Annotated in this window: 26 protein-coding genes; 16 read left to right on the top strand and 10 right to left on the bottom strand. The window is 73.2% G+C overall.

The features are described from left to right. Positions 1-145 precede the first annotated feature (145 nt). A complete protein-coding gene (locus tag VFW79_RS09935) occupies positions 146-1,507 on the top strand; it encodes a uracil-xanthine permease family protein (protein ID WP_329677147.1) in 1,362 nt (453 codons plus the stop codon). Between the two features lie 109 nt (positions 1,508-1,616). Here the strand turns inward: VFW79_RS09935 and VFW79_RS09930 are convergent, their stop codons facing one another. The 3 genes from VFW79_RS09930 to VFW79_RS09920 all read right to left on the bottom strand — a co-directional run bounded on the left by VFW79_RS09930 (position 1,617) and on the right by VFW79_RS09920 (position 3,209). Beyond that, positions 1,617-2,306 (bottom strand): LytR C-terminal domain-containing protein, encoded by a 690-nt coding sequence (locus VFW79_RS09930; protein ID WP_329677146.1) that lies wholly within the window; start codon positions 2,304-2,306, stop codon positions 1,617-1,619. After that, positions 2,303-2,599: a type II toxin-antitoxin system VapB family antitoxin gene (locus tag VFW79_RS09925; RefSeq protein ID WP_329677145.1), complete on the bottom strand. Its 297-nt coding sequence runs from the start codon at positions 2,597-2,599 to the stop codon at positions 2,303-2,305. The genes VFW79_RS09930 and VFW79_RS09925 overlap by 4 nt, the downstream gene beginning before the upstream one ends. A gap of 73 nt (positions 2,600-2,672) precedes the next feature. Beyond that, on the bottom strand, positions 2,673-3,209 hold the full coding sequence (locus VFW79_RS09920; RefSeq protein ID WP_329677144.1) for an SRPBCC family protein: 537 nt from the start codon (positions 3,207-3,209) through the stop codon (positions 2,673-2,675). A 429-nt stretch (positions 3,210-3,638) separates the two neighbouring features. Here VFW79_RS09920 and VFW79_RS09915 point away from each other — a divergent pair, with 429 nt between their 5' ends. Then, a complete protein-coding gene (locus VFW79_RS09915) occupies positions 3,639-4,511 on the top strand; it encodes an ABC transporter ATP-binding protein (protein WP_329677143.1) in 873 nt (290 codons plus the stop codon). Positions 4,512-4,540: 29 nt separating this feature from the next. Continuing rightward, complete coding sequence (locus tag VFW79_RS09910; protein WP_329677142.1) at positions 4,541-6,139, top strand: hypothetical protein; 1,599 nt, start codon at positions 4,541-4,543, stop codon at positions 6,137-6,139. 21 nt (positions 6,140-6,160) lie between these two features. Here VFW79_RS09910 and VFW79_RS09905 read toward each other — a convergent pair whose 3' ends face one another. The 5 genes from VFW79_RS09905 to VFW79_RS09885 form a co-directional block, all read right to left on the bottom strand. Continuing rightward, a complete protein-coding gene (locus VFW79_RS09905; RefSeq protein ID WP_329677141.1) occupies positions 6,161-6,514 on the bottom strand; it encodes an STAS domain-containing protein in 354 nt (117 codons plus the stop codon). A gap of 180 nt (positions 6,515-6,694) precedes the next feature. Then, on the bottom strand, positions 6,695-7,417 hold the full coding sequence (locus tag VFW79_RS09900; RefSeq protein ID WP_329677140.1) for a GAF and ANTAR domain-containing protein: 723 nt from the start codon (positions 7,415-7,417) through the stop codon (positions 6,695-6,697). 58 nt (positions 7,418-7,475) lie between these two features. Continuing rightward, on the bottom strand, positions 7,476-8,204 hold the full coding sequence (locus VFW79_RS09895; RefSeq protein WP_329677139.1) for a GAF and ANTAR domain-containing protein: 729 nt from the start codon (positions 8,202-8,204) through the stop codon (positions 7,476-7,478). Positions 8,205-8,251: 47 nt separating this feature from the next. Beyond that, on the bottom strand, positions 8,252-8,881 hold the full coding sequence (locus tag VFW79_RS09890; RefSeq protein WP_329677138.1) for a histidine phosphatase family protein: 630 nt from the start codon (positions 8,879-8,881) through the stop codon (positions 8,252-8,254). 64 nt (positions 8,882-8,945) lie between these two features. After that, a complete protein-coding gene (locus VFW79_RS09885) occupies positions 8,946-9,845 on the bottom strand; it encodes a helix-turn-helix domain-containing protein (protein ID WP_329677137.1) in 900 nt (299 codons plus the stop codon). A gap of 93 nt (positions 9,846-9,938) precedes the next feature. Between VFW79_RS09885 and VFW79_RS09880 the strand changes: the two genes are divergently transcribed. Together VFW79_RS09880 and VFW79_RS09875 are read left to right on the top strand one after the other, a co-directional pair. After that, positions 9,939-10,916, top strand: a complete 978-nt coding sequence (locus tag VFW79_RS09880) for an ABC transporter ATP-binding protein (protein ID WP_329677136.1) — start codon at positions 9,939-9,941, stop codon at positions 10,914-10,916. Next, the gene (locus VFW79_RS09875) at positions 10,913-11,647 is read left to right on the top strand and encodes an ABC transporter permease (RefSeq protein WP_329677135.1); all 735 of its coding nucleotides are present in this window, start codon (positions 10,913-10,915) and stop codon (positions 11,645-11,647) included. Before VFW79_RS09880 ends, VFW79_RS09875 begins: the two co-directional genes overlap by 4 nt. 11 nt (positions 11,648-11,658) lie before the next feature. On the opposite strand, the gene VFW79_RS09870 is transcribed toward VFW79_RS09875, so the two are convergent. Beyond that, positions 11,659-12,417 (bottom strand): Sir2 family NAD-dependent protein deacetylase, encoded by a 759-nt coding sequence (locus VFW79_RS09870; protein ID WP_329677134.1) that lies wholly within the window; start codon positions 12,415-12,417, stop codon positions 11,659-11,661. A 70-nt stretch (positions 12,418-12,487) separates the two neighbouring features. Between VFW79_RS09870 and VFW79_RS09865 the strand changes: the two genes are divergently transcribed. Next, positions 12,488-12,994, top strand: coding sequence for an isoprenylcysteine carboxylmethyltransferase family protein (locus VFW79_RS09865; RefSeq protein ID WP_329677133.1), 507 nt, complete (start codon positions 12,488-12,490; stop codon positions 12,992-12,994). 10 nt (positions 12,995-13,004) lie between these two features. Next, positions 13,005-13,517, top strand: a complete 513-nt coding sequence (locus VFW79_RS09860) for a DUF2231 domain-containing protein (protein ID WP_329677132.1) — start codon at positions 13,005-13,007, stop codon at positions 13,515-13,517. A 21-nt stretch (positions 13,518-13,538) separates the two neighbouring features. On the opposite strand, the gene VFW79_RS09855 is transcribed toward VFW79_RS09860, so the two are convergent. Beyond that, positions 13,539-14,126, bottom strand: a complete 588-nt coding sequence (locus VFW79_RS09855) for a hypothetical protein (protein ID WP_329677131.1) — start codon at positions 14,124-14,126, stop codon at positions 13,539-13,541. A 144-nt stretch (positions 14,127-14,270) separates the two neighbouring features. On the opposite strand from VFW79_RS09855, the gene VFW79_RS09850 reads away from it, so the two are divergent. From VFW79_RS09850 to VFW79_RS09810, 9 genes are all read left to right on the top strand, one after another. Next, positions 14,271-14,951, top strand: a complete 681-nt coding sequence (locus VFW79_RS09850; protein WP_329677130.1) for a response regulator transcription factor — start codon at positions 14,271-14,273, stop codon at positions 14,949-14,951. Then, entirely contained in the window at positions 14,948-16,234 is a 1,287-nt protein-coding gene (locus tag VFW79_RS09845; protein WP_329677129.1) for a HAMP domain-containing sensor histidine kinase, read from the top strand. The genes VFW79_RS09850 and VFW79_RS09845 overlap by 4 nt, the downstream gene beginning before the upstream one ends. A 97-nt stretch (positions 16,235-16,331) precedes the next feature. Next, positions 16,332-16,742 carry a hypothetical protein gene (locus tag VFW79_RS09840; RefSeq protein ID WP_329677128.1) on the top strand — a complete coding sequence of 137 codons (411 nt, stop codon included), beginning with the start codon at positions 16,332-16,334 and terminating at the stop codon, positions 16,740-16,742. After that, the gene (locus tag VFW79_RS09835) at positions 16,735-17,193 is read left to right on the top strand and encodes a hypothetical protein (RefSeq protein ID WP_329677127.1); all 459 of its coding nucleotides are present in this window, start codon (positions 16,735-16,737) and stop codon (positions 17,191-17,193) included. The genes VFW79_RS09840 and VFW79_RS09835 overlap by 8 nt, the downstream gene beginning before the upstream one ends. After that, complete coding sequence (locus VFW79_RS09830) at positions 17,190-18,191, top strand: FAD:protein FMN transferase (RefSeq protein ID WP_329677126.1); 1,002 nt, start codon at positions 17,190-17,192, stop codon at positions 18,189-18,191. The genes VFW79_RS09835 and VFW79_RS09830 overlap by 4 nt, the downstream gene beginning before the upstream one ends. Further along, the gene (locus VFW79_RS09825) at positions 18,184-18,912 is read left to right on the top strand and encodes a ferric reductase-like transmembrane domain-containing protein (protein WP_329677125.1); all 729 of its coding nucleotides are present in this window, start codon (positions 18,184-18,186) and stop codon (positions 18,910-18,912) included. Before VFW79_RS09830 ends, VFW79_RS09825 begins: the two co-directional genes overlap by 8 nt. Next, positions 18,909-20,219: an NADH-ubiquinone oxidoreductase-F iron-sulfur binding region domain-containing protein gene (locus VFW79_RS09820; RefSeq protein ID WP_329677124.1), complete on the top strand. Its 1,311-nt coding sequence runs from the start codon at positions 18,909-18,911 to the stop codon at positions 20,217-20,219. The genes VFW79_RS09825 and VFW79_RS09820 overlap by 4 nt, the downstream gene beginning before the upstream one ends. Beyond that, positions 20,216-20,488 carry a ferredoxin gene (locus tag VFW79_RS09815; protein ID WP_329677123.1) on the top strand — a complete coding sequence of 91 codons (273 nt, stop codon included), beginning with the start codon at positions 20,216-20,218 and terminating at the stop codon, positions 20,486-20,488. Before VFW79_RS09820 ends, VFW79_RS09815 begins: the two co-directional genes overlap by 4 nt. 132 nt (positions 20,489-20,620) lie before the next feature. Next, positions 20,621-22,013, top strand: a 1,393-nt coding sequence (locus tag VFW79_RS09810; RefSeq protein ID WP_329677122.1) for an alkaline phosphatase PhoX, incomplete at its 3' end; no start/stop codon positions are given.

Raw genomic sequence — 22,013 nt, 5'->3', positions numbered from 1 at the left:
CCCCGGCCTGTACGCCAGCCGTGCGCGGCCTGGGCGTGGAACTCCGCCACCGGTCGGGGCGTCCGCCGCTACCCTTCCGCACAGGGCTGCGGTGCTTCGCGCCGCGGGGGCGGCCCGCACCGACCCAGGAGAAGGAGAACCGCGAGTGAGCGGCATCGGATGGCGTGTGCACGGCGACGGACGCACGATCAGCCCCGGGGCGGTCGTCGCCCCTGATGAGCGGCTCAGCTGGCCGCGCACGATCGGTATCGGCATGCAGCACGTCGTCGCGATGTTCGGCGCGACCTTCCTCGTGCCGCTGCTGACGCACTTCTCCCCGGCCACGACGCTCTTCTTCTCGGCGATCGGCACCGTCGCGTTCCTGCTCATCACCGGCAACAAGCTCCCGAGCTACCTCGGGTCGAGCTTCGCGTTCATCGCCCCCATCACGGCCGCGATGGTCTCCGGCGGGCAGTCGGTCGCGCTCGGCGGCGTGCTCGTCACGGGCCTGCTGCTCGCCGTCATCGGCGGGGTCGTGCACATCGCCGGCTCGCGGTGGATCGACGTCGTCATGCCTCCGGTCGTGACGGGCACCATCGTCGCGCTGATCGGGTTCAACCTCGCGCCCGTCGCGTGGGGCACGTGCCAGCAGTCGGTCGTCGACGGCGCGATCGCGCAGTCGTGCACGAGCGGCTTCCGTGCCGCGCCCGTCACCGCGTTCATCACCCTGATGGCGATCGTGCTGACGGCCGTCCTGTTCCGCGGGATCCTCGGTCGCCTGTCGATCCTCGTGGGCGTCGTGATCGGCTACGCGGTCGCCTCGATCCGCGGCGAGGTCAGCTTCGACGCCGTGCGCGACGCGAGCTGGATCGGCTTCCCGACGTTCGTCACGCCGACGTTCGACCTCACCGTGCTCGGGCTGTTCATCCCCGTCGTGCTGGTCCTCATCGCGGAGAACGTGGGCCACGTGAAGTCGGTGTCCGCGATGACCGGTCACGACCTCGACCCGCTCGTGGGCCGTGCGCTCTTCGCCGACGGCATCGCCACGACGCTCGCGGGGCTCGGTGGTGGGTCCGGCACGACGACCTACGCCGAGAACATCGGGGTCATGGCCGCCACGAAGATCTACTCGACCGCGGCCTACTGGGTCGCCGCCGGGGCCGCGCTCGTGCTGAGCATGTCGCCCAAGTTCGGCGCGCTCATCGCGACGATCCCCCAGGGGGTCCTGGGCGGGGCGACGACCGTGCTCTACGGCATGATCGGCCTGCTCGGCGCGCGCATCTGGGTGCAGAACAAGGTCGACTTCTCCGACCCGGTGAACCTCATGACCGCCGCTGTCGCCCTGATCATCGGCATCGCGAACTACTCGTTCTCGGCCGGTGACCTGCGGTTCGAGGGCATCGCGGTCGGCAGCGCCGCGGCCATCGGGCTGTATCACCTCATGCGCGCGCTGGCCCGCTGGCGGGGGACGAGCCAGGAGCCCGCGAGCCCGGCATCGGTTCCGGGCGGCGACGAGATCAAGGTCTGACGACCTCTCGCCGGACGCCCCTCGCCCCGCCGCCCGGACCCTCGGGTCCGGTCGGCGGTCGTGTGTCAGGGGTTGTCGTGGGCAGACGCGGCGGTCAGGCCCGCGCGGGTCAGCCGGCGGCGGGGGTGTCCGCGGGAGCCGGGGTCTCGGCACCGTCCTGCGGGGGCTCCTCGGTGGCCGTGTCGGTGGTCGACGTCGGCGCCGGGGCGAGCGTGATCTGGGAGATCGGCACGCAGCCGGTCGGCGCCGCGAACGGCACCGCAGGGTCGAGCACGATCGCGTCGGCCGAGACGAGCCCGGTGTAGCTGGAGCCGACGGTGATGTCGACGGTCGCGTCGGCGCGGGCGTCGAGCACGAGGACGGGCTTGTCGAGCTGCGCGGCGAGCGTGTAGGCGGCGGCGACCCCCGCGGCTCCGAACGTCAGTCGCGCGGTGCCCGCGACCTTCTCGGCCGAGTTGGCGGTGCTCGCGACCACGAAGCCGCGCGCCGTCAACGCCGCAGCGGTCTGGGCGGCGAGCCCGGGGACCTTGGCGCCGTTGAAGACGTTGACCGTGACCTGCGCGTACGGCACCGGTGCGGCGCCCTCGGGCGGGCACGGCGGGGCGGTGACCCCGGCCTCGGGTGCCGGGGTGCTGAACCCCCGGGAGAGGAACGGCACACCGAGCGTGCCGGTGTAGACCGCCGCGGCGCCGAGACCCGCGACAGCGAGCCCGGCGAGCAGCACGCCGAAGATCACCGCCTGACGCTCGTGCATGTGCCGGCGGCGCAGGGTGCGGGCGCGGTCCGGGTCGGTGCTCACGAGATCACCAGGACGCGGGCGTGCAGCACGGGCCGCTGCTGCAGAGCCGCCCGCACAGCCCGGTGCAGACCGTCCTCGAGGTACATGACGCCGCGCCACTGCACGACGTGGGCGAACAGGTCGCCGTAGAACGTCGAGTCGTCCGACAGGAGCGTGTCGAGGTTGAGCGTGACCTTGGTCGTCACGAGCTCGTCGAGCCGCACCTGCCGGGGCGGGACCTCGGCCCACTGCGTGGACGTGACAAGGCCGTGGTCGGGATAAGGCCGACCGTCGCCCACCGCCTTGAAGATCACCCGGCGAGTCTAGGTGAACCGGGGCGGGACGGTCGGGTGCCACGCGAACGTGGACGTCCGCCCTCGCCGCACGTCACTCGCCGGTCAGGTCGGCGGAGCGCTCGGCCCGCTGCTTGATGCCGAGCAGCATGCGCCGGCTCATCAGGAAGCTGATCCACGAGACCGGCTCGACGAGCAGCGGCGCCCAGGCCTTGACGTACCCGTAGCGCTCGCGGACGAGCAGCCGTGCGTCGCCCCGGGGTGCGTCCTGCACGACGAACGTCCACGTGAAGTCGTACGGCGGCAGCGTCGTCCCCATCGGCACCCCGCCGCGGAGGACGAGCGCGTGACCGGGATCGACGAGGGCCACCTGCAGACCGCCGTCGGGGTGCAGCCGGATCTCGTCCCCGACGGCGACCGACTGCCACGCGGGGTCGATGTGGTCGGCGCTGTGGATGTTGCAGCCGACGAGGTTCTCGAGCGCGTCGTAGCTGTAGAAGCCGCCGCGACCCTGACCGAGCTGCGCGACCCACGGCCACACCGCGGCGGGGTCGGCCCGCACGGTGACGGCTCGGGTGGCCGACAGCCCGGGGTGCAGGATGAGCTCGTCACCCGGCAGCGCCGAGTCCACCTCCGCGCGTGTGGCGCCCCAGCGCAACGACCAGGACCTCAGCGCGGCGACGGTGCCCGCGGCCGTCGCCGCCGTCAGCGCGGCCGTCGCGGTCGAGCCCGAGGGCCGACGCGATGGACACGTGCACGCCCGACCGCCGCGTGCGCGACCTCGGCATGAGCGACACCTGGACATGGGACCACCTCCTGGACCCACTCGACCCCGCGCCGCTCCCCGATGCCAGAGTCGAAAGTCCCCGCGCCGGTCAGCCCGGCGCGACCGGACGGTCCAGCAGAGCCGCCGAACGGGCCCGGTCCCAGGTCTTCCGGACAGGGAGCGGCCGTCACGGGCTGAGGGCACCCCGGGACCATCGTCACTTGAGGCGCGGCGGCACCACGAGAAGCGTCAGGGGCGTAGGCCGTCCGCTCGCTCGACGACGGAAGGGGAGCCATGCCACCCCCGGCGATCGCCACCCACGACCTGACCAAGCACTTCGGGTCGGTCGTCGCCCTCGAAGGGATGGACCTTGAGGTCCACCCCGGTGAGACGTTCGGGTTCCTCGGCCCCAACGGCGCCGGCAAGTCGACGACAGTCCGGCTGCTGCTGAGCCTCATCCGGCCCACGCGGGGGACCGCCGAGATCATGGGGATCCCGGTCGGCGACGTCGAGAACGCACACCGGCACGTGGGCTACGTCGCGGGCGACGTGGCGCTCTGGCCGCAGCTCACGTGTGCCGAGACGCTCGACCTGCTCGGCAACCTGTCCGGGGGTGTGGACACCGCGTTCCGTTCCGAGCTCTACGACCGCCTCGAGCTCGACCCGTCGCACCGCGTGCGGTCGTACTCGAAGGGGAACCGGCAGAAGATCGCCCTCGTCGCGGCCCTCATGTCGCGCCCGGACGTCCTGCTGCTCGACGAGCCGACGGCGGGTCTCGACCCGCTCATGGAGGCCGAGTTCCAGGGCATCGCGCGCGAGGCGGCCGCCCGCGGGCAGACGGTGTTCCTGTCGTCGCACATCCTCGACGAGGTCGAGGACCTGTGCGACCGCGTCGGGATCCTGCGCAGCGGCAAGCTCGTCGAGGTCGCGACGCTCGAAGACCTGCGGCGCCTGCACACGACCGTCGTCGAGGTCGTCCTGGACGGTCCCGTCCCCGAGTTCTCTCGCGTCCCGGGCGTGACCGACGTCGACCTGATCCCCAGCGGGGCACGGCTGTCCGTGACGGGCTCGCCGCGGCCGCTGCTCGAGCTGCTGGCGACGCTCCCTGTCGCACGGCTCCGGACCGAGGAGCCGTCGCTCGAGGAGATCTTCCTCACCTACTACTGACCGCCACCAGCAGCCGGAAGGGCGCCCCCATGAGCCTCGACCGATCGCCCACCTGGGCCGTCGTCCGGCTCACGGTGCGCCTGATCAGGCGGTCGACGCTGCTGATCGCGGTCGCGTACGCGGTCTACGCGAGCGTCGAGGTGCAGGTCATGGAGGCGACCTACCCCGACGCGGCCTCACGTGCGGCGCTCGAGGCGTTCGGGGACTTCCCGGCGCTGCGCATCATGCAGGGGGTCCCGTACAGCGTCGAGACCGGGGCGCTCGTCGCGTGGGACGCGGGCTGGATGATGTCGCTCATCGCGGGCGTCTGGGTGATCACGACGACCTCGCGGCTGCTGCGCGGGGACGAGGACGACGGGCGGTCCGAGCTCGTGCTGGCCGGTCCGCTGCGATCGGCGCGGGTGCTCGTGTGCCAGGCGGCCGTCCTGGTCGGTGCGGCCTGCGTGCTCGGCCTCGGGATCGTGGTGGGGAGCGTGGTCGGAGGAGCACCGCTGGCGGGCAGCCTGCTGTTCGGGGCGGCCATCGCGGGCTTCAGCGCGGCCTTCATCGGCCTGGCGGCGGTCGGGGCGCAGGTCTTCGCGTCGCGCACCCGCGTCCTCGGGGTCAGCGCGACGCTGCTCGGCGCGGCACTCGTGCTCCGTATGACGGCCAACAGTGCCGACTCACGCACGTGGCTCGCGTGGTTCACGCCGTTCGGGTGGATCGACCACCTCAAGCCGTTCGGCGCGAACCGTGCGGTGGTCCTCGTCGTCCCCCTCGCCGTCGTCGCCGGACTGGTCGCGTGCGCGGTGTGGCTGCGCACGCGTCGTGACTCGCAGGCCGGCCTCGTGGCCCAGCGCGCCGAGCGCCCGACGCGGGCGTGGGGACTGAGCAGCCCGCTCGCGTTCGCCTGGCGCGCCAACCTCGGGACGCTCGTCGGGTGGACCGTGGGCCTGACCGTGTGGAGCCTGATCGCGGGCGTGCTCGTGCCGAGCATGAACGACTTCATCGAGTCCGACCCGGCCTACCAGCAGATCCTGGCGACCATGGGCATGGACGTGACGGACCTGACAGAGGGCTTCGTCGCGATGCTGGCCACGATCGTCGGGGTGGCCCTCGCGGTCTTCGCCGCATGGCGGATCGGTGCCGCGCGGGCGGAGGAGGCCTCGACGCGCCTCGACCTGATCGTGACCCGGCCCGTCCTGCGCCGCCGCTGGCTCGCCGGGCACGTCCTGCTCCTGGCCGTGTCGGTCCTCCTGCTGGCGACCGTCGCCGGCGCCGCGACGTGGGCGGGCGCGGCCGCGATGGGCTCGGACCTCACCCTGAGCGACTCGATGTCGGCCGTGCTCAACACGGTCCCGGCGGTCGTGGTGTTCGGCGGTCTGGCGGTGCTCGTCCTCGGGCTCGCGCCGCGGGCGACCGTGGGCCTCGTCGCGTCGGCGGCCGTCCTGGCGTACGTGCTGCAGATCGTCGGCCCCGCGCTGGACTGGCCCGAGGCCGTCGTCGCGGTGTCACCGTTCCGGCACCTCGCGCAGGTCCCGGTCGAGTCGTTCGAACCGGGCTCGACCGCGGCGCTGCTGGTCATCGGCGTGGTCGCTGCCGTGATCGGCTCGGTCGTCTTCGAGCGCCGCGACCTGGTCGGTGCCTGAGGGACCCTCAGAGGTGTCGGCTCACCAGACCGGCCGCGGTCTCGGCCCCGCCGCGCTGCCGACCGGAGACCCGACGACGTGGAGCGGCCCGACGGCCGCACGCAGCGTCGTGAGCTCGAGCAGCTTCAGGACGGCGACCGACGGCGCGCGCAGCGACAACCGGGTGCCGAGCTGCGCCTGCGCACTGAGGAGCGCGCCGAGACCTGCGCAGTCCACGAACGAGACGCCCGACAGGTCGACGACGACCTCACGTGCCGGGTTGCGGGCGGCCCGCGCTATCCGGTCGCGGACCCACGATGCGCTCGCGAGATCCAGCTCGCCGACCACGCGGACGACCGACACCTCACGCGACCCGTCATCGGGGGTCGGGCCCATAGCGCCACTCAGCATGATGTCCGGCTTTCCTGCGCACGTCAGGCGATCCACGGGCTACCGGGTCCGGGGCAACACAGCGGGTGACACGTCAGTGCGTCGCAGATGCGCTGCACAGGTGAGCATTCGTGATCCACGACGACCTCGCTGAACATAGCGTGGCGGCTCCGCGCGGAGCAAGGGTCAGGCGCTTCCGACGGCGCGCAGGTCGAGCGTCTGGTCGATGACGCTCCTCGCCACCACGGACAGCGTCACGCCCGTGCTGCGGGCGTGGTGACGCATGCGGTTGAAGGCCTCGTCGACGCCGATGTCGGCGCGCGCGGACAGGACGCCCTTGGCCTGCTCGATGAGGATGCGGCTCTGCAGCGCGGTCTGGAGCTGCTCCGAGAGCCGCACCTGCTCGTTGTGGGTGCGCTCGTTCAGCAGCCCGATCGTGGCGACGTCCGCCATGGCCTGCCCCACGGCGATGTCGTCGTCGCTCAGCGGCGCCGCGTCCGCGGTGAAGATGTTGAGCACGCCGATGATCTGGCCCCGCAGGCGCATGGGCAGCGCGTGCGTCGCACGGAAACCGGCCTCGACCGCCACGGGCGTGAAGCGCGGCCAGCGCTCCATCGCATCGGCCAGGTCGACGTTGGTGATCGGCAGGCCGGTCGTGAAGCAATCACGGCACGGGCCCTCGGCGACCTGCAGCTCGAACATCTCGACGAGGCGGGCCCGCTCCAGCGTCGAAGCCATCAGCTTGAGGTCGCCGCGCTGGTCGGCGAGCATCAGACCGGACGCGTCGGCATTCAGAAGCTCGACCGTCCGGTCGGTGAGCGTCTGGAGCAGGTCGACGACGTCGAAGTCGTCGACCAGCGTGTCGGCGAGCTCGACGAAGACCTGCGCGAGCCGTTGCTGCGTGGTCATCCGATTCTCCTGAGGTGGTCGGGACTCGTCCGTCCGGTGTGGCCGCCCGGGCCCGATGTCATCCTTCATTGTCGATCTCCCCGCCCCCGCTCGTGAAGTGCACGAGCCCGGCGACGACGTCGTGAGACAGCGCGACGATGGATCGGTCCGCGGCGAAGGCTCGGGCGCGGAGCAGGCCGAGCGCCTCGGTGAGCGTGACGTCCGCCTGCACCGAGACGATGCCCGTGGCCTGGTGCACGGCGGCGTGGTCCTCGACCACCGGGATGAGCCCGGTCCCTGTCCCGTTCGCCGGGGTGCGGGCCTGCAGGTGCAGCAGGATCGCGGTGGCGGCGTCGGCGTGGGCGAGCGCCTCGGTGAGCTCGCGCGACGTCAGCGCGCCCGGTTGGTCGCGGTACAGGTCGAGGACGCCGAGCCGGATGCCGCCGACGCGCAGCGGGAGCGCAAAGACCGCGCCGATGCCGGCCTCGAGCGCCGCGGCGCTGAACCCCGGCCAGCGTGCGGGGCCCGTCGCGGCCAGGTCGGGCTGCAGCACCGGGCGACCCGACAGGGACGAGTCGACGCACGGGCCCTCACCGAGCGTGAACTGCAGGTCCTCCATGAGCGACGCACGCCGGTCGGTCACGGCGACCGTCCCGGCCGGACCCGCGTCGGTCATCAGCGCGATGCCAGCACCGGAGACCGGAAGCGAGTCGGCGCACGCATCGACCAGGCGCTGGGGGAGCGTCGTGGCTGCGGACACGTCACCTGCGACGGCCGCAAGGATCTGGGCGACGCGAAGGGACGCCACTGCCGCTCACCTCGTCTCCGCAGGACCTTGAAGGTTCTCACTCGACCCTATCGCCGCTTGTCCGCCTCGACACGGTGGACGGCCCGGCCCTCCCACGTGAGCGCGCGCCAGCCGTCGCTCGGGCTGCCCTCGAGGACCACCGCCCCCGTGTTGGCCAGCGCGTTGCGGGCCGCGAAGTCCGGCGTGATGTTCTCGGCGCGCGCCGCCGTCCACGAGCGGATGACCGAGCCGTGGCTCACGATCGCGGCGGTCCCGGCGCCCGACCCGGCGATCTCCCCGACGACGGCGTCGTACCGCGCGAACACCTCGGCCCCCGACTCGGCACCGGGCATGCGAACGTGCACGTCGCCCGAGGTCCACGCGAACGTCGTGCTGAGGTACGTCTGGATGGATGCGTCGTCGCCGAGCATCTCGAGGGCGCCGGCGCGGACCTCGCGCAGCCCCTCGCGGATGCGGACCTCGAGGCCGAGGACCGACGCGAGCGGCGCGGCGGTCTGCTGGGTGCGCAGGAGCGTCGAGACGTAGAGCACCTCGATCGACTCCTCGCGCAGGACGCCGGGCAGGGCGGCTGCCTGCTCGAGCCCGAGGCCGGTCAGCCCGGCGCCGGGCTCGTCGGTGTCGAGCAGCCCGGCGACGTTGGAGCTGGTCTGGCCGTGGCGGACGAGGATCAGGCGCATGGCTCGATCTTCTCGCATCGGGCGTCCCACGGAGCGGGACCGAGGGTCGGGGTGCGCGCCTCGGTCACCGCGTGAGGAGTCGGTCGACGAGACGACCGCCCGCGGCCGCGACGGTCCGCGGGTCGTCGGTGATCGCGGCGAGCATCGCGGAGACGTTGGTGACCGCGAGAAGCCCGAGGGCCGTGTCGAGGTCGTCGCGCGTCACGCCCGCGGTCGGGTCGGGCTCGCTGCCTGCGCTGCGGCTCCGCGCGAGCCGGTCGTCGCGCACGCGCTCGGCCAGTGCCTGCAGCGACGTATCGAACAGCGGGCCGAGGTCGTCGCGCGCCTCGGGGTGGCGGACGGCGTAGGCCAGCATCTCGAGCGCGAGCAGCATCGAGGGGTCGTCGCCCGTGGCCGCGATGCCTGCGGACAGCTCGTCGGCGAGGTCGCCCGTCGCGGGGCCGGCGGCGGGACCTGTCGAGCGGTCGCAGTCGAGGCGCTCCCGGGCGAGCGCGACGAAGAGGTCGCTCTTCGACCCGAAGTGCGCATAGAGCGCGCCCTTGGTGTACCCGGCCTCGGCTGCGATGTCGCCGACGGAGGCGCCCTCGTACCCCTGCGCCGCGAAGACCCGACCTGCCGCGGCCAGCAGGTCGGCGCGGGTGCGGTCGACGCGCGCTCGGCGTCGCTCGTCGGCGCGCTGCCCGCCGGACCTGCGCTCGACCGTCTCGGAGGCGTCCGCGAGACCTCGTGCCGCGTCGCGCAGGCTCGTGGCGATCGCGTCGCCCAGCTCGGTGCTGACGCTGGCGAGCTGGTTGCCGAGCAGCTTGGTGAGCGCCGCGGTCGCGTCGGCGATGGCACGGGTTGCCGCACCGACCGTGTCGTCGTCCGGGCGCGCCGGCTGGTCGTGCCCGGTGCCCTCGCGCCCGGTGCCGTCGGGCCGGGTGTCGTCAGGCCGGTTGTGGTCGTGCCAGCTGGAGCGTGCCATACGCCGATCATACGCCGGAAGACTCTTCCATGTACCAGTTGGTATCTGCTACGTTCTGGCATATACCAACCGGTACATCGACAGGAGACGGTCATGGAGCCGAGCATCGTGCTCAGCATCCGCGGGTTGAGCAAGAGGTACCCAGGGCGTCGCGGCGTCCAGGCGAACGACGGGATCGACCTCGACGTCCTGCCAGGTCAGGTCGTCGGGCTGCTCGGCCACAACGGGGCGGGCAAGACGACGCTCGTCAACCAGGTCGTCGGCCTCGTGCGCCCCGACGCCGGATCGATCCGGCTCGCCGGCGTCGACGCGGTCGCGGACCCGGACGCGGCACGGCGACTCGCCTCGATCCAGGCGCAGGCCAACGTCCCGATCACGGGCCTCACGCCGCGCACCGCGATCCAGCTCGTCGGGCGCATCCGCGGCGGCAGCCGGCGCGAGGTGGCCGCGCGCACGCAGGGGCTCATCGAGGCTCTCGACATCGGCAGCTGGGCCGACATGCCGTCGCAGAAGATCTCCGGCGGCATCGCGCGGCTGACCGCGTTCTGCATGACCGCCGTCGTGCCCGGCCGCATCGTCGTGCTCGACGAGCCCACGAACGACGTCGACCCGGTGCGACGACGGCTCCTCTGGGACGCGATCCGCACCCTGGCCGACGACGGAGCGGGGGTGCTCCTCGTGACCCACAACGTGCGTGAGGCCGAGCGCGTCGTCGACCACCTCGTCATCCTCGACCAGGGCAAGGTCATCGCGGCCGACACCCCCGCGGGGCTCGCGTCATCGACGCGCGGCGTCCTCACCGTCGAGCTCGACCTCGTCCCGTCCGTGGGCGGCGGGGTCGGCTGGCCGCCCGGCGTGACCGAGACGACCCGCGAGCGCCTGCGCGCCGCCGGGGCGGTGCCCGCCGAGCAGGCTGCCGACGTCGTGCGCTGGGCGCAGGGGCAGGTCGACGCGGGCGCCGTCGAGCGGTACGCGCTCACCGCTGCGTCGCTCGAGGACGTGTACGTGCGCCTCGTCGGGTCCGACCGGGTCCCCGCGGCTGCCGATGTCGAGCTGGCGGTCGTGGCATGACCGCCGTTCGCCAGGGCCTGCTCCTGCTGCAGTGGCAGCTGCGTCGCGGGTCGACCATGATGCCGCTCCTCGTCGTCGTGCAGATCGCGATGGCGGTGGCGACCGTCGTCGGCTACGGGCTCCTCGTGGGCGACCCGACGCCCGACGTCGCGCTCTACCTCGCGACGGGAGCCCCGACGATCACGCTCATCACCGTGGGCCTCGTGATGACGCCGCAGATGCTCGGCCAGGCCAAGACCGAGGGCAGCCTCGACTGGATGCGCACGCTGCCGGTGCCGCGCTGGACCTTCCTCGCGAGCGACCTGCTCATGTGGACGCTCATCGCGCTGCCCGGGATGGTGCTCGGCATCGTCGCTGGTGTCGTGCGGTTCGACGTCCAGCTCTCGATCGCGCCGTGGCTCGTCGCGGCCGCGCTGCTCGTCTCGCTGACGTCTGCGTCGGTCGGGTACGCGATGGCGAGTGTCCTGCCACCCATGCTCGCGATGCTCCTGACCCAGGTGCTCGTGTTCGTCGTCCTGCTGTTCTCGCCGGTGAGCTACCCCGCGTCGCGCATGCCCGAGTGGCTCCAGCACGCGCACGAGTACCTGCCCATCGAGCCCATGGCGCAGGTCGTGCGGGCCGGGCTCGCGAACGCCGACTTCACCGTGCCGGGCCGCTCGGTCGTCGTGCTCGGCGTGTGGTGCGTCGCGTCCGTCGGTGCGGCGCTGGCCGCGCTGCGTCGGCGGGCCTGAGACGACCGCCGTCAGGGGCCCGTCAGCAGCTCTGCGACCAGGTCCGGGACCGACTCCTGGATCGGGCGACGGTCGACGCGGTCGGCCATCCGGTCGAACGGGGTGGGCTGCGCGTTGACGATGAGCACGCGCGCTCCCGCCTCGGCCGCGACGGCGGTGAGGCTCGCGACCGGCTGGACGGTGAGGGTCGAGCCGACGACGACGAACACGTCGCACGTCGCCGCTGCCTCGACCGCGGCGTCGAGCACGTCACCCGGCAGGGCCTCGCCGAACATGACGACGCCCGTGGCGAGCGGACTGCCGCACAGCGCGCAGTGCGGGTCCGGGTCGACGTCGAGACGGGCGAGGACGTCGGCCGTGCGCTCGCGGGAGTCGCAGAACAGGCAGCGCGTCCAGGTCAGGCTCCCGTGCAGCTCGAGGACCGTGCTCGGGCTCGACCCGGCGCGCTGGTGCAAGCCGTCGAAGTTCTGCGTGCAGATCGCGGCGAGCAGCCCGGCCCGCTCGAGGTCGACGAGGCTGCGGTGCGCGGGCGTCGGCCGCGCGCCCCACACCGGGCTGTCGCGCCACATCTGCCACGTGCGTCGGCGTATCGCCGGGTCGGCCAGGTACGGACCGCGCTCGAGCAGCTGCGCGGCCTGCGGGTCACGGGTCCACACACCCTGCGGTCCGCGGAAGTCGGGGATGCCGGAGTCGGTCGAGATCCCCGCGCCGGTCAGCACGGTGACCCGTGGTGCGCCCGCCGGCTCGGACCTGCTCGTCGTTCGTCCCACGGGCACGACCGTACGCGGCCCGAGCCACCTAGGGTGGTGCAGGTCCGTACCGAGGGGGAGAGCTGGTCGCATGCGAGTGCCCGACGACCGCGTGATCGCGCGTCTCCTCGTCGCGGGCCAGGGCGTCCTGCTCGTCCTGCTCGTCGTCGTACCCGGACGCGGCGGCTGGTCGGTGCCCGGGGCGCTCGTTGTCCTCAGTGGCGTCGGCACGGCTGTCGGCCTCGGGATCGTGCTGGTCGGCGGCACGGCGCTCGGCCGCGGGCTGACTGCGACACCGTTGCCGAACGAGCACGCGCAGCTGCGCACGACCGGCCTCTACCGGTTCGTCCGGCACCCGATCTACAGCGGTCTCCTGCTCGCGTCGGCGGCGTTCACCCTCGGGACGGGCAGCGTGACCCGGCTCGTCGTGCTGGTCCTGCTGGTCCTGCTGCTCACGATGAAGGCGCGGTGGGAAGAGGTTCGCCTGGCCCGGCGGTTCGACGGCTATGCCGCCTATGCGGCCAGGACGCCCCGGTTCGTTCCGGTTCGACCCCACCGTTCACCTGATCGTTGCGTCGACGACTCAACCGTGACGTAGGTTGCTGCGCATGTTCGACACCATCGCAGGGCTTCCGCTCCACCCGCTCGTCGTCCACGCCACCGAGGTCATCGTGCCGATGGCCGCCCTCGTGCTGCTGTTCGCGGTGATCTGGCCAAGGTTCCGCCGCTGGGCGCGCTACCTGCCACTGGGCCTGTCGATCGCCGCCATGGTCCTGGTCCCGCTCTCGACGGAGTCCGGTGAGGCCCTCGAGCACCGGGTCGGCGGGAACGACCTCATCGAGACGCACTCCCAGCTCGCCGATGGCCTGCTGCCGTGGGTCGCCGCCCTCGTGGTCGTCGCGTGCGCTCTCGCGCTGTACCACCGCAAGGACGCCTGGTCGCTGTCCTACCGCAACCTGACGTGGATCCCGGTCGTGCTCGTCGTGGCCGGTGTCCTCGCGGCCGCCGGGACCACCGTTCAGGCCGTGCGGGTCGGGCACAGCGGCGCGACCGCTGTCTGGTCCGGTGACGTGGCGTCGTCGTCGTCGTCGTCGTCGGACACGGACAGCGACAAGGACTGATCGGGCCGGTCTTCCGACCGGTCAGTGCTCGTCGGCGTCGGTGTCGGCCTGCGTCTCGGGGACGCCGGCGACGCACGTGGCGTGGACCGTCGTCTCCGCCTCACCCTGATGGAACGCGACCTCGAGCTCGTCGGACGCGGCGCGCTTGACCTCCATGGTCCAGCCGTCGGCCGGCGTCGCGTACAGCAGGGTCAGTACCGTCCCGCGGCAGCTGGCACCGACCTGACCTCCCTTGACGTCCCACGTCCGGGCGACCTCCGCCGCAGCGGTCGACGGGACCTGGGACGGGACCTGCGACGGGATCTGCGACGGGATCTGCGAGGCTGCGGCGGACGGCGTCGGCGGAGGTGCGGGTGACGCAGATGACGGCTCGGGGTTCGGCGCAACCGACGGGACGGGCGGCGCGGTCGTGGCGGTCGGCACGGCCCGCTGCGCCGCGAGCTCGGCGGTCACCTGTGACGCCGCGAGCACCCGGTCGCGTGCCGGCCCCTGCTCGCCGCTGATCACCATCACGGCCCACGACGTGACCGCGCCTGCGACCAGCACCGCCAGCGCCCACGCGAGCACGACGACGACCCGCGACGCCCGGGGCGACCTCGAGCCGGTCATGTCGATCGCACCGTGTTCATACCCGCATCGTGCCGTATCTGCGCGTGAAGGCGGGGTAAAGAGAGTGACAAGGTCCGCAGGCGCTGGGCGTGCCCGCGGACAGGTTCCCCGCAGCACCAGGTCCGAGGGCTTACCGTCCGTGGTGTGGCCGACGTACTGATCATCGAGGACGACGCAACGATCCGGACGGCGCTCGTGCGTGCGCTGACGGCCCGTTCGCACTCGACGATGACAGCCCCGACGGCGATGGCCGGGCTGCAGAGCCTCGTGGCGGCCCGGCCCGACGTCGTGCTCCTGGACCTCGGCCTGCCCGACCTCGACGGCTCCGCGCTGCTCGCGATGATCCGCGCCGTCAGCGACGTGCCGGTCATCGTCGTGAGTGCGCGCGACGACGGCGCCGGCATGGTCGCGCTGCTGGACGCCGGCGCGGACGACTACCTGGTCAAGCCGTTCGCGGCCGACCAGCTCGACGCGCGGATCCGCGCCGTCCTGCGGCGGTCCGACCCCGGCAAGGCGCCCGGGCCGATCAGCGTCGGCGGGATCGTCATCGACGCGCGGGCGCGCTCGGCGACCCTCGACGGTGTCGCGCTCGAGCTGAGCCCCAAGGAGTTCGACCTCCTGCGCTACCTCGCCGAGCGGGCGGGCGAGGTCGTCGGCAAGCGCGAGCTGCTGGCCAACGTGTGGAACCAGCCGTACGGCGGTGCCGACAAGACGGTGGACGTGCACCTGCACTGGTTGCGCCGCAAGCTCGGCGAGAGCGCGGACGCGCCGCGCTACCTGCACCGGGTCCGCGGCGTCGGCGTCAAGCTCTGCCCGCCGTCATGAGGCGGCTCCTCGTCTGGTACGGGCTCGCCATGACGTCGATCGTCCTGGTGGCGTTCCTGGTCCCGCTCGGTCTCCTCGCGCGCAGCCTCGCGCAGGACCGCGCGCTGTCCGCGGGCCGGCAGGACGCCCAGAGCGTGGCGGTGTTCGCCGGCGGTGCGTCGGCCGACGAGGCGCGGCTCGAAGCGGCGGTCCTCGCGGTGAACGGCGACCAGCGACGCACGACGGTGTTCCTTCCGGACGGCACGCGCGTGGGCGCCCCCGCGGCGATGTCGACGTCGACCGATCTCGCCGCCGAGGGGCGCGCGTTCACGGCGCGCACCGCGGGCGGCGTCGAGGTGCTGCTCCCGGTCGGAGGCTCGGACGGCGTCACGGTGGTCCGCACGTTCGTGCCGGACGCCCAGCTGACGCAGGGTGTCCGGGCGTCGTGGCTCGTCCTCGCGGGCGTCGGCGTCGTGCTCATCGGCGCAACCGTCGTGGCCGGCGACCGGATCGCTGCGCGCCTCTCGCGGTCCGTCCTGGACCTCTCCGAGGTGGCCGGGCGCCTCGGCGCGGGCGACCTGACGGCGCGCGTGGACCCGTCGGGCCCTGCCGAGGTGGCCTCCGTGGGGCGCGTCCTCAACGAGCTCGGCGCGCGTGTTGCCGGACTGCTCGCGGACGAGCGCGAGCTCGTGGCGGACCTGTCGCACCGGTTGCGGACGCCGATCACCGCGCTGCGGCTCGACGTCGAGATGCTCGACGACTCGCGCGAGCGCGATCGCTTGACCGACCACATCGACGATCTGGTCGGCGCGGTCGACGCGATCGTGTGGACTGCCCGGCACCCCGCGCACGACGCGTCGGCGAGCCAGTGCGACGCCGCGTCGGTCGTCGGTGACCGGGCGATGTTCTGGGGTGTCCTGGCCGCCGACCAGGGTCGGGACCTGCGGGTCGCCGTCCCGGACGCTCCCGTGGAGGTCCAGGTGAGCGCCGAGGAGCTCGGGGCTGCGCTCGACGTGCTGGTCGACAACGTGTTCAGCCACACCCCGGCCGGCACGGGGTTCGCGCTCGAGGTGCACCCCGGTGACGTGCGCGGCGGGGGAACCGCCAGGGTGGTCGTCGAGGACGACGGGCCCGGGTTGGCCACGCTCGACATGGCGGAACGGGGACGCAGCGGTGCGGGATCGACCGGGCTGGGGCTCGACGTCGCACGCCGGACGGCAGAGCGCGCGGGCGGCCGGTTGACTCTCGGGTCCGGATCGTCCGGGGGCGCCCGGATCGTCCTGGAGCTCCCGTGTGGGCTTTAACCGAGCCTTAGCGGTGACTTGCCGCGCCCCTCACGCGGGCGCCGCGACAGTGGAGCCGACACGAGAGCCGCGTCGCTTTGTCAGCAAGGGATCAAACATGAGCTGGAAGAGCCGCTCGTCCGCCGCCGTCCTCGCCGCGACGGTGCTCACCGGTGCCGGGGCCGCCACGGTCGCGAACGCCGTCACGTCCGCACAACCACCCGCTCCGGTGTCGTCGTCCGCGCCGGTCCCTGTCGCCGCGCCGGTCTCGGCCGATCCTGAGAACGAGCTGCGCACGGAGCAGCTCGCCCAGTCGGTCGACCGCCTTCTCGCGCAGGTCAGTGAGCTCGAGCAGGCAGTGGCGGCGGGCGCAGCCCGTGCCAGCGCAGCGCCGACCCCGACCGTTCAGCCTGAGCGCACCGCGCCCCCGTCGGTCCGGACCGCGGCACCCTCCGCCGCGGCGGTCGCGGATGAGGACGGGGACGACGACTCCCGGTCGGGCGAGTCGGAGGAGTCGTCCGATGACTGATGCTCGTGCACTGCGACGTCGGGTGACCGCCCTGGCGATGATCCCGGCGGCGGCGGGCGTCTTCGGTGTGAGCGTCGCCTGGGCGGGCTCGCACGACCCGCTCGCGCAGGCGAGCTCGGCGACGACGTCGACCGCCACCCCCACGACTCCCGCCCCGACGCCCACGGTCAGCGACCGGCAGGCCGCGATCGACCAGCGTCTCACCGAGCTGAACACGCAGATCGGGTCGGCCGAGTCGCGCATCGCCGAGCTTCAGGCGACGCTCGCCGCACAGGCCGCATCGGCGGCCGTTGCCCCGCCGAGCACCGCCGGGGTCGCGGCCAAGGCTCCGGCCAAGGCTCCGGCCAAGGCTGCGCCCGCACCGGCGCCCGCCCCAGCCCCCGCGGCGGCCCCTGCGCCGGCGCCCGCTCCGGCGCCGCCCGTCAACGTCGTGACCAAGGCATCCAAATGACGATGGCATGCCAGGCGCCGGCACCGCCGACCCGTCGGCTCGCCGTCGAGTCCTTCGACGCGATGGCGAGCCCGGTCACGCTGAGCGTCGTGGAGCCCGGACCGCGCACTGCCGAGTGCCTCGAGCGCGCCGAGCAGGTCATCCGCGACGTCGAGCGCACCTGCTCGCGCTTCGACCCGGCTAGCGCGCTCTCGCTGGCCAACCTCGAGCCCGATCGGTGGCACGACGTCCCGGCGACGCTCGCCGCGGCGGTCGGCGAGGCGGCCAGGGCGCACCGTGAGACGGGCGGTCTGTTCGACCCCCGTGTCCTCGACGTCCTGCTCAGCTGGGGATACGACCGGTCGCTGCCGTTCGCGGCGGGAGACGTCGATCGCGGCCCAGCCGGGATCCCCGATCTCAGCGGACCGCAGCACGACGAGACGGCGACGCCGTGGCGACCGGAGGTCGTCGAGACGGCCGGCGGATGGCGGATCCACCTCGGCGGGACACCGATCGACCTCGGCGGGATCGGCAAGGGTCTCGCAGCCCGGTGGGCCGCGGCTGAGCTGGCCGGGGCCGGCCGGGGGTTCGCCGTCGACCTCGGCGGTGACTGCGCGTTCGGCGGTGCCGGACCGGACGGGGACAGCTGGCGCGTCGGTGTCGAGGACCCGACCGGGCAGGCCGAGCTCGTCCTCGTCGTGGACCTCACCGACACGGGCTGTGCGACGTCCTCGACCAAGCTCCGCAGGTGGCGAGCAGGCGGTGTGCCCGTCCACCACCTCGTGGACCCGCGCACCCGGCGTCCGGGCGGCGACGGCCTGCTCGCCGTGACGGTCGTCGACCCGGATCCTGCATGGTCGGAGGTCTGGAGCAAGACGCTGTTCCTCGCCGGGGCGGCGGACGTCCGCGTGCGCGCCGAAGAGCTCGGCCTCGCCGCCGCGTGGGTCCGTGCGGACGGGACGGTCGGCACCACGACCGCGCTCGACGCGAGCGTCGTCTGGCGGTGCGCGGATGTCTGAGCCGCGATCGGCGCCGGTCGCCGTGCTGGGGATCGTCCTCGCCGTGGTCGCAGGGGTCGCTGCCGTCGGCTTCGCCGGCTGGGCCGCGATCGCCGCGATCGGTGGCACGTCGCCCGTCCCCTGGGTGTTCGCCCGCGCGAGCGGCGTCACGTCCTACGTGCTGCTCGTCGCGCTGGTCGCCACCGGTCTCGTCCTGTCCCATCCCTGGTCACGCGGCCTCCGGCGGCCGTCCGCGCGGACCCGGCTCGGCCTGCACGTGTCGCTCGCGACGTTCACCCTCGTCTTCACGGTGCTGCACGTCGTCGTGCTCGCGACGGACCCGTGGGCCCAGGTGGGCTGGCGGGGTGCCGTCCTCCCGATGGCGTCGACCTACCGGCCGGTCGCCGTCACGCTCGGCGTCATCGCGCTCTGGGCCGGCCTGGTCACCGGTGTGACGGCCCGGCTGGCGGGCTCCATCGCGGCCCGCGTGTGGTGGCCGGTGCACAAGGTCGCCGCCGCTTCGCTCGTGCTCGTGTGGGGCCACAGCGTGCTGGCCGGCACCGACGTCGTCGGGCTGCGTGGCTTCTACCTCGCGACCGGGTTCGCGGTCCTCGGGCTCGCCGTGACGCGGTACGCCGCGCGGAACCCGGCGGACCGGGTCGCTGAGCTCAGCCGCATGCTCGACCAGGATCACCCCGGTGCGCGCGTCGCACCGCAGCGCCGAGACGGAGCCACCCGATGACCCTTGACGCCCCAGCACGGTCCGCGCTGGTCGACCTCGGTCGGGACCCCCGGACGGTCGGTCGCGGCCCCGCGCTGCTCCTGCGCGCGGCGCGACTCGACCGCTCAGGTCCGGCCGACCCCTGGGACGCCGCCCCGACGGAGCGTCTGGCGGACCTCATGGACCGCGTCGGCCCCCGCCCGCGGGGGACGGCCGAGCTCATCGGCGTGCTCGAGCGCGAGGGGCTCACGGGGCACGGCGGTGCGCACGTCCCGACGTGGGCGAAGTGGCGGGCGGCCCAACGGGCCGGCGGACGGTTGACGGTCGTCGCCAACGGCGCCGAGAGCGAGCCGCTCAGCGCCAAGGACGCGATCCTGCTCCAGCAGCGACCACACCTCGTGCTCGACGGGCTCGCGCTGGCGGCCGAGGCCCTCGGCGCGCACCGGGCCGTCGTCTGGCTGCACGGGGCCGACGAGGTGACCCGCGTGTCCGTGCAGGCGGCGATCAGCGAGCGGCGGGCTGCGCGGATCGCCGAGCCGCTGCTCGAGGTCGTCGTCGGCCCGACGCACTACCTGGCCGGCGAGTCGAGCGCGATCGCCCAGGCGCTCAACGGCGGCCCTGCGCTGCCGACGGCACGTCGCCGTGGGACCGCCGAGGCTGCCGACAGCCCGCGCACGCTGGTGCAGAACGTCGAGACCCTCGCCCGTCTCGCCCTGATCGCCCGTGGCTACCCGCCGATGGCGACCATGCTGCTCACGGTGCTGACCCCGGTGGGCCGCGAGGTCCTCGAGGTGCCCCGGGGGACGCCGTTCACCGACGTGCTCGAGCTGACCGGCTGGCTGCGCGGCCGCCCCCCGAAGGCAGTGCTCCTGGGCGGCTTCGGTGGGTTGTGGGTCCACTGGCGGGACGTCGAGCACCTGACGTTCGACGAGACCGAGCTGCGGGCGGTCGAGCTGACCGCAGGTGCCGGGGTCGTCGCCCCCATCCCCGCCGGGTCGTGCGGGCTCGCGGAGACCGCAGCGATGGCCGAGTACCTCGCCTCGATGAGCGCGCGCCAGTGCGGGCCATGCCTGTTCGGGCTGCCCGCCCTGGCCGAGGGCGTGCGCCTGCTCGTCGCGGGGACCGCGACGCGTCGCGAGCGGATCCAGGTGCGCACGGACCTGCGGGCCGTGGAGGGCCGCGGCGCATGCCACCACCCCGACGGGGCGACGCGGTTGATCGCGTCCGCACTCGCGGTCTTCGAGCACGACCTCGACCAGCACGCGCGCGGTCGGGTGTGCCCCGGCTCGGGCGAGATCACGCTCCCGGTCCCGCGGGGCACCCGATGAGCGGCCGCGACGCGCGCCGTCCGGTGTCGCCGGTCGCGGCGCGTCCGGCGACCGAGCCCCGGCTTCGCGTCGACCCGGTCGCGTGCGACGGGATCGGGCTGTGCGCCCACCTCGCCCCGAGTGTCGTCGAGCTGGATCGCTGGGGCTATCCGGTCGTCGTCGGGCACGGCCTGGGACGCGGTGAGGCGGGCGAGGCGCGAGCGGCCGTGCGGGCGTGCCCGCGACGCGCCCTCTGGCTCGACACCGTGCAGCCCCGGACCGTCACCTGACGACTCCCGCGACAACCGGACAGTTCGGTCAGTGTTCACGCAACCGACCGCTGCCAGGAACCTGCGGGCGGCCCGCCCGGAGTTGACTGCCGAGGTCAGGGCGATCGGGCCCTGCTCTCGGGAGGTAGTCACATGAGTGCATGGCAGAAGTCCGGTTGGGTGGGAACGACGGTGACGCTCGTCGGTGCGGCGCTGGCCGCCGGTTCGTTCTCCGGTGCAGCGACCGCGCACGGTGCCTTCGGCAACGTCGACAGCGCGAACCCGCGCACCGGTGTCCAGAACAACGTGCTGAGCGCGGGCCTGACGCAGACCTCGGTCGCGTGGGGCTCGCTGCCGCTGACGAACCCGGACACCGCCAACGGCATCACGTACTACGGGTACAACACCTCGAACGGCGGCCCGCTGACGCAGGATGCGCACGAGGCGTACAAGACCGAGCCCGACAAGAACGTCTACCTCGTGCTGAACGGTCACCACTACCTGTACCAGGGCCACGAGACCGGCCCGCGCGGCTACGTCACGCGCATCGACCTCGACCAGGCGGACCCGGCCAAGCGCGTCTCGCTCGTGTCCGACGTCGACGCCGCGGGCAAGGCGCTGCCGACGTTCGACGGCATCACGTGGGACCCGTTCAGCCAGCAGCTGCTGCTGACCGCGGAGTCGAAGGCGCCCAAGGGCGGCGTGTGGGCCGTGACGCTCGACGCCGACGGCAACCCGACGACGGGTGCGGCCGTCGCACTGACAGCACTCGGCTCGGGCGGCTTCGAGGGCATCCAGAACGACGCGGACGGCAACGTCTGGCTCGTCGAGGACATCGGCGGAGCGAACGTCGCGGGCACCAACGGCAAGAAGCCGAACAGCTACGTCTACCGGTTCGTGCCGGTGGACAAGGCCGACCTGACCAAGGGCGGCGCGCTCCAGGCGCTGCAGGTCGCCCGGGCGGACGGCACGCCGGTCACCGCGAGCCAGCTCTCCGCGAACCCGTCCGACCAGGTCGTCACCGACCTCCACACCTACGGCTCGACGTTCGCGACGACGTGGGTCACCGTGCACGACGGGACCGCGACGTTCGACGCGACCGGCGCCGCGGCGACCGCGGGTGCGACCCCGTTCAAGCGCCCCGAGAACGGCGTGTTCCGGCCGGGCACCTCGTTCGGGGAGTTCTACTTCACGGAGACGGGCGACACGTCGGCCACCTCGACCCTGCCCGGCGCGTTCGGTGCGGTCTTCCGGCTCGTCCAGTCGTCGCCGAGCGCGGCCACCGGCACGCTGAGCCCGGCGTGGATCGGTGACGAGGCGCACACGGGCTTCGACAACATCGCGTTCGCCGCCAACGACCAGCTGCTCGTGGTCGAGGACGCAGGGGACACGCTGCACCAGCAGCGCAACGCCCTCGACTCGGGCTACGTCGTGGACCTCCGTGGCAGCGACAACAAGGCCAAGAAGGTCACGCGGTTCCTCGCCGAGGGGCGCGACGCCTCGGCCCTGTTCGACGCGACGACCAACCCCGGCTACAACGACGGCG

Origin of the sequence: Cellulomonas sp., assembly GCF_036279715.1 — a bacterium.
In the GTDB taxonomy this organism is placed as follows: Bacteria; Actinomycetota; Actinomycetes; order Actinomycetales; family Cellulomonadaceae; genus Cellulomonas_A.
This window is presented reverse-complemented; position numbering and strand designations above follow the sequence as displayed.

Bases quoted from the DNA above. Each gene is read 5' to 3' on its own strand.
- VFW79_RS09915 (WP_329677143.1), top strand. From the start codon at position 3,639: ATGCCACCCCCGGCGATCGCCACCCACGACCTGACCAAGCACTTCGGG.
- VFW79_RS09910 (WP_329677142.1), top strand. From the start codon at position 4,541: ATGAGCCTCGACCGATCGCCCACCTGGGCCGTCGTCCGGCTCACGGTG.
- VFW79_RS09905 (WP_329677141.1), bottom strand. From the start codon at position 6,514: ATGGGCCCGACCCCCGATGACGGGTCGCGTGAGGTGTCGGTCGTCCGC.
- VFW79_RS09900 (WP_329677140.1), bottom strand. From the start codon at position 7,417: ATGACCACGCAGCAACGGCTCGCGCAGGTCTTCGTCGAGCTCGCCGAC.
- VFW79_RS09890 (WP_329677138.1), bottom strand. From the start codon at position 8,881: ATGCGCCTGATCCTCGTCCGCCACGGCCAGACCAGCTCCAACGTCGCC.
- VFW79_RS09885 (WP_329677137.1), bottom strand. From the start codon at position 9,845: ATGGCACGCTCCAGCTGGCACGACCACAACCGGCCTGACGACACCCGG.
- VFW79_RS09880 (WP_329677136.1), top strand. From the start codon at position 9,939: ATGGAGCCGAGCATCGTGCTCAGCATCCGCGGGTTGAGCAAGAGGTAC.
- VFW79_RS09875 (WP_329677135.1), top strand. From the start codon at position 10,913: ATGACCGCCGTTCGCCAGGGCCTGCTCCTGCTGCAGTGGCAGCTGCGT.
- VFW79_RS09865 (WP_329677133.1), top strand. From the start codon at position 12,488: ATGCGAGTGCCCGACGACCGCGTGATCGCGCGTCTCCTCGTCGCGGGC.
- VFW79_RS09860 (WP_329677132.1), top strand. From the start codon at position 13,005: ATGTTCGACACCATCGCAGGGCTTCCGCTCCACCCGCTCGTCGTCCAC.
- VFW79_RS09855 (WP_329677131.1), bottom strand. From the start codon at position 14,126: ATGACCGGCTCGAGGTCGCCCCGGGCGTCGCGGGTCGTCGTCGTGCTC.
- VFW79_RS09845 (WP_329677129.1), top strand. From the start codon at position 14,948: ATGAGGCGGCTCCTCGTCTGGTACGGGCTCGCCATGACGTCGATCGTC.
- VFW79_RS09840 (WP_329677128.1), top strand. From the start codon at position 16,332: ATGAGCTGGAAGAGCCGCTCGTCCGCCGCCGTCCTCGCCGCGACGGTG.
- VFW79_RS09835 (WP_329677127.1), top strand. From the start codon at position 16,735: ATGACTGATGCTCGTGCACTGCGACGTCGGGTGACCGCCCTGGCGATG.
- VFW79_RS09830 (WP_329677126.1), top strand. From the start codon at position 17,190: ATGACGATGGCATGCCAGGCGCCGGCACCGCCGACCCGTCGGCTCGCC.
- VFW79_RS09825 (WP_329677125.1), top strand. From the start codon at position 18,184: ATGTCTGAGCCGCGATCGGCGCCGGTCGCCGTGCTGGGGATCGTCCTC.
- VFW79_RS09820 (WP_329677124.1), top strand. From the start codon at position 18,909: ATGACCCTTGACGCCCCAGCACGGTCCGCGCTGGTCGACCTCGGTCGG.
- VFW79_RS09815 (WP_329677123.1), top strand. From the start codon at position 20,216: ATGAGCGGCCGCGACGCGCGCCGTCCGGTGTCGCCGGTCGCGGCGCGT.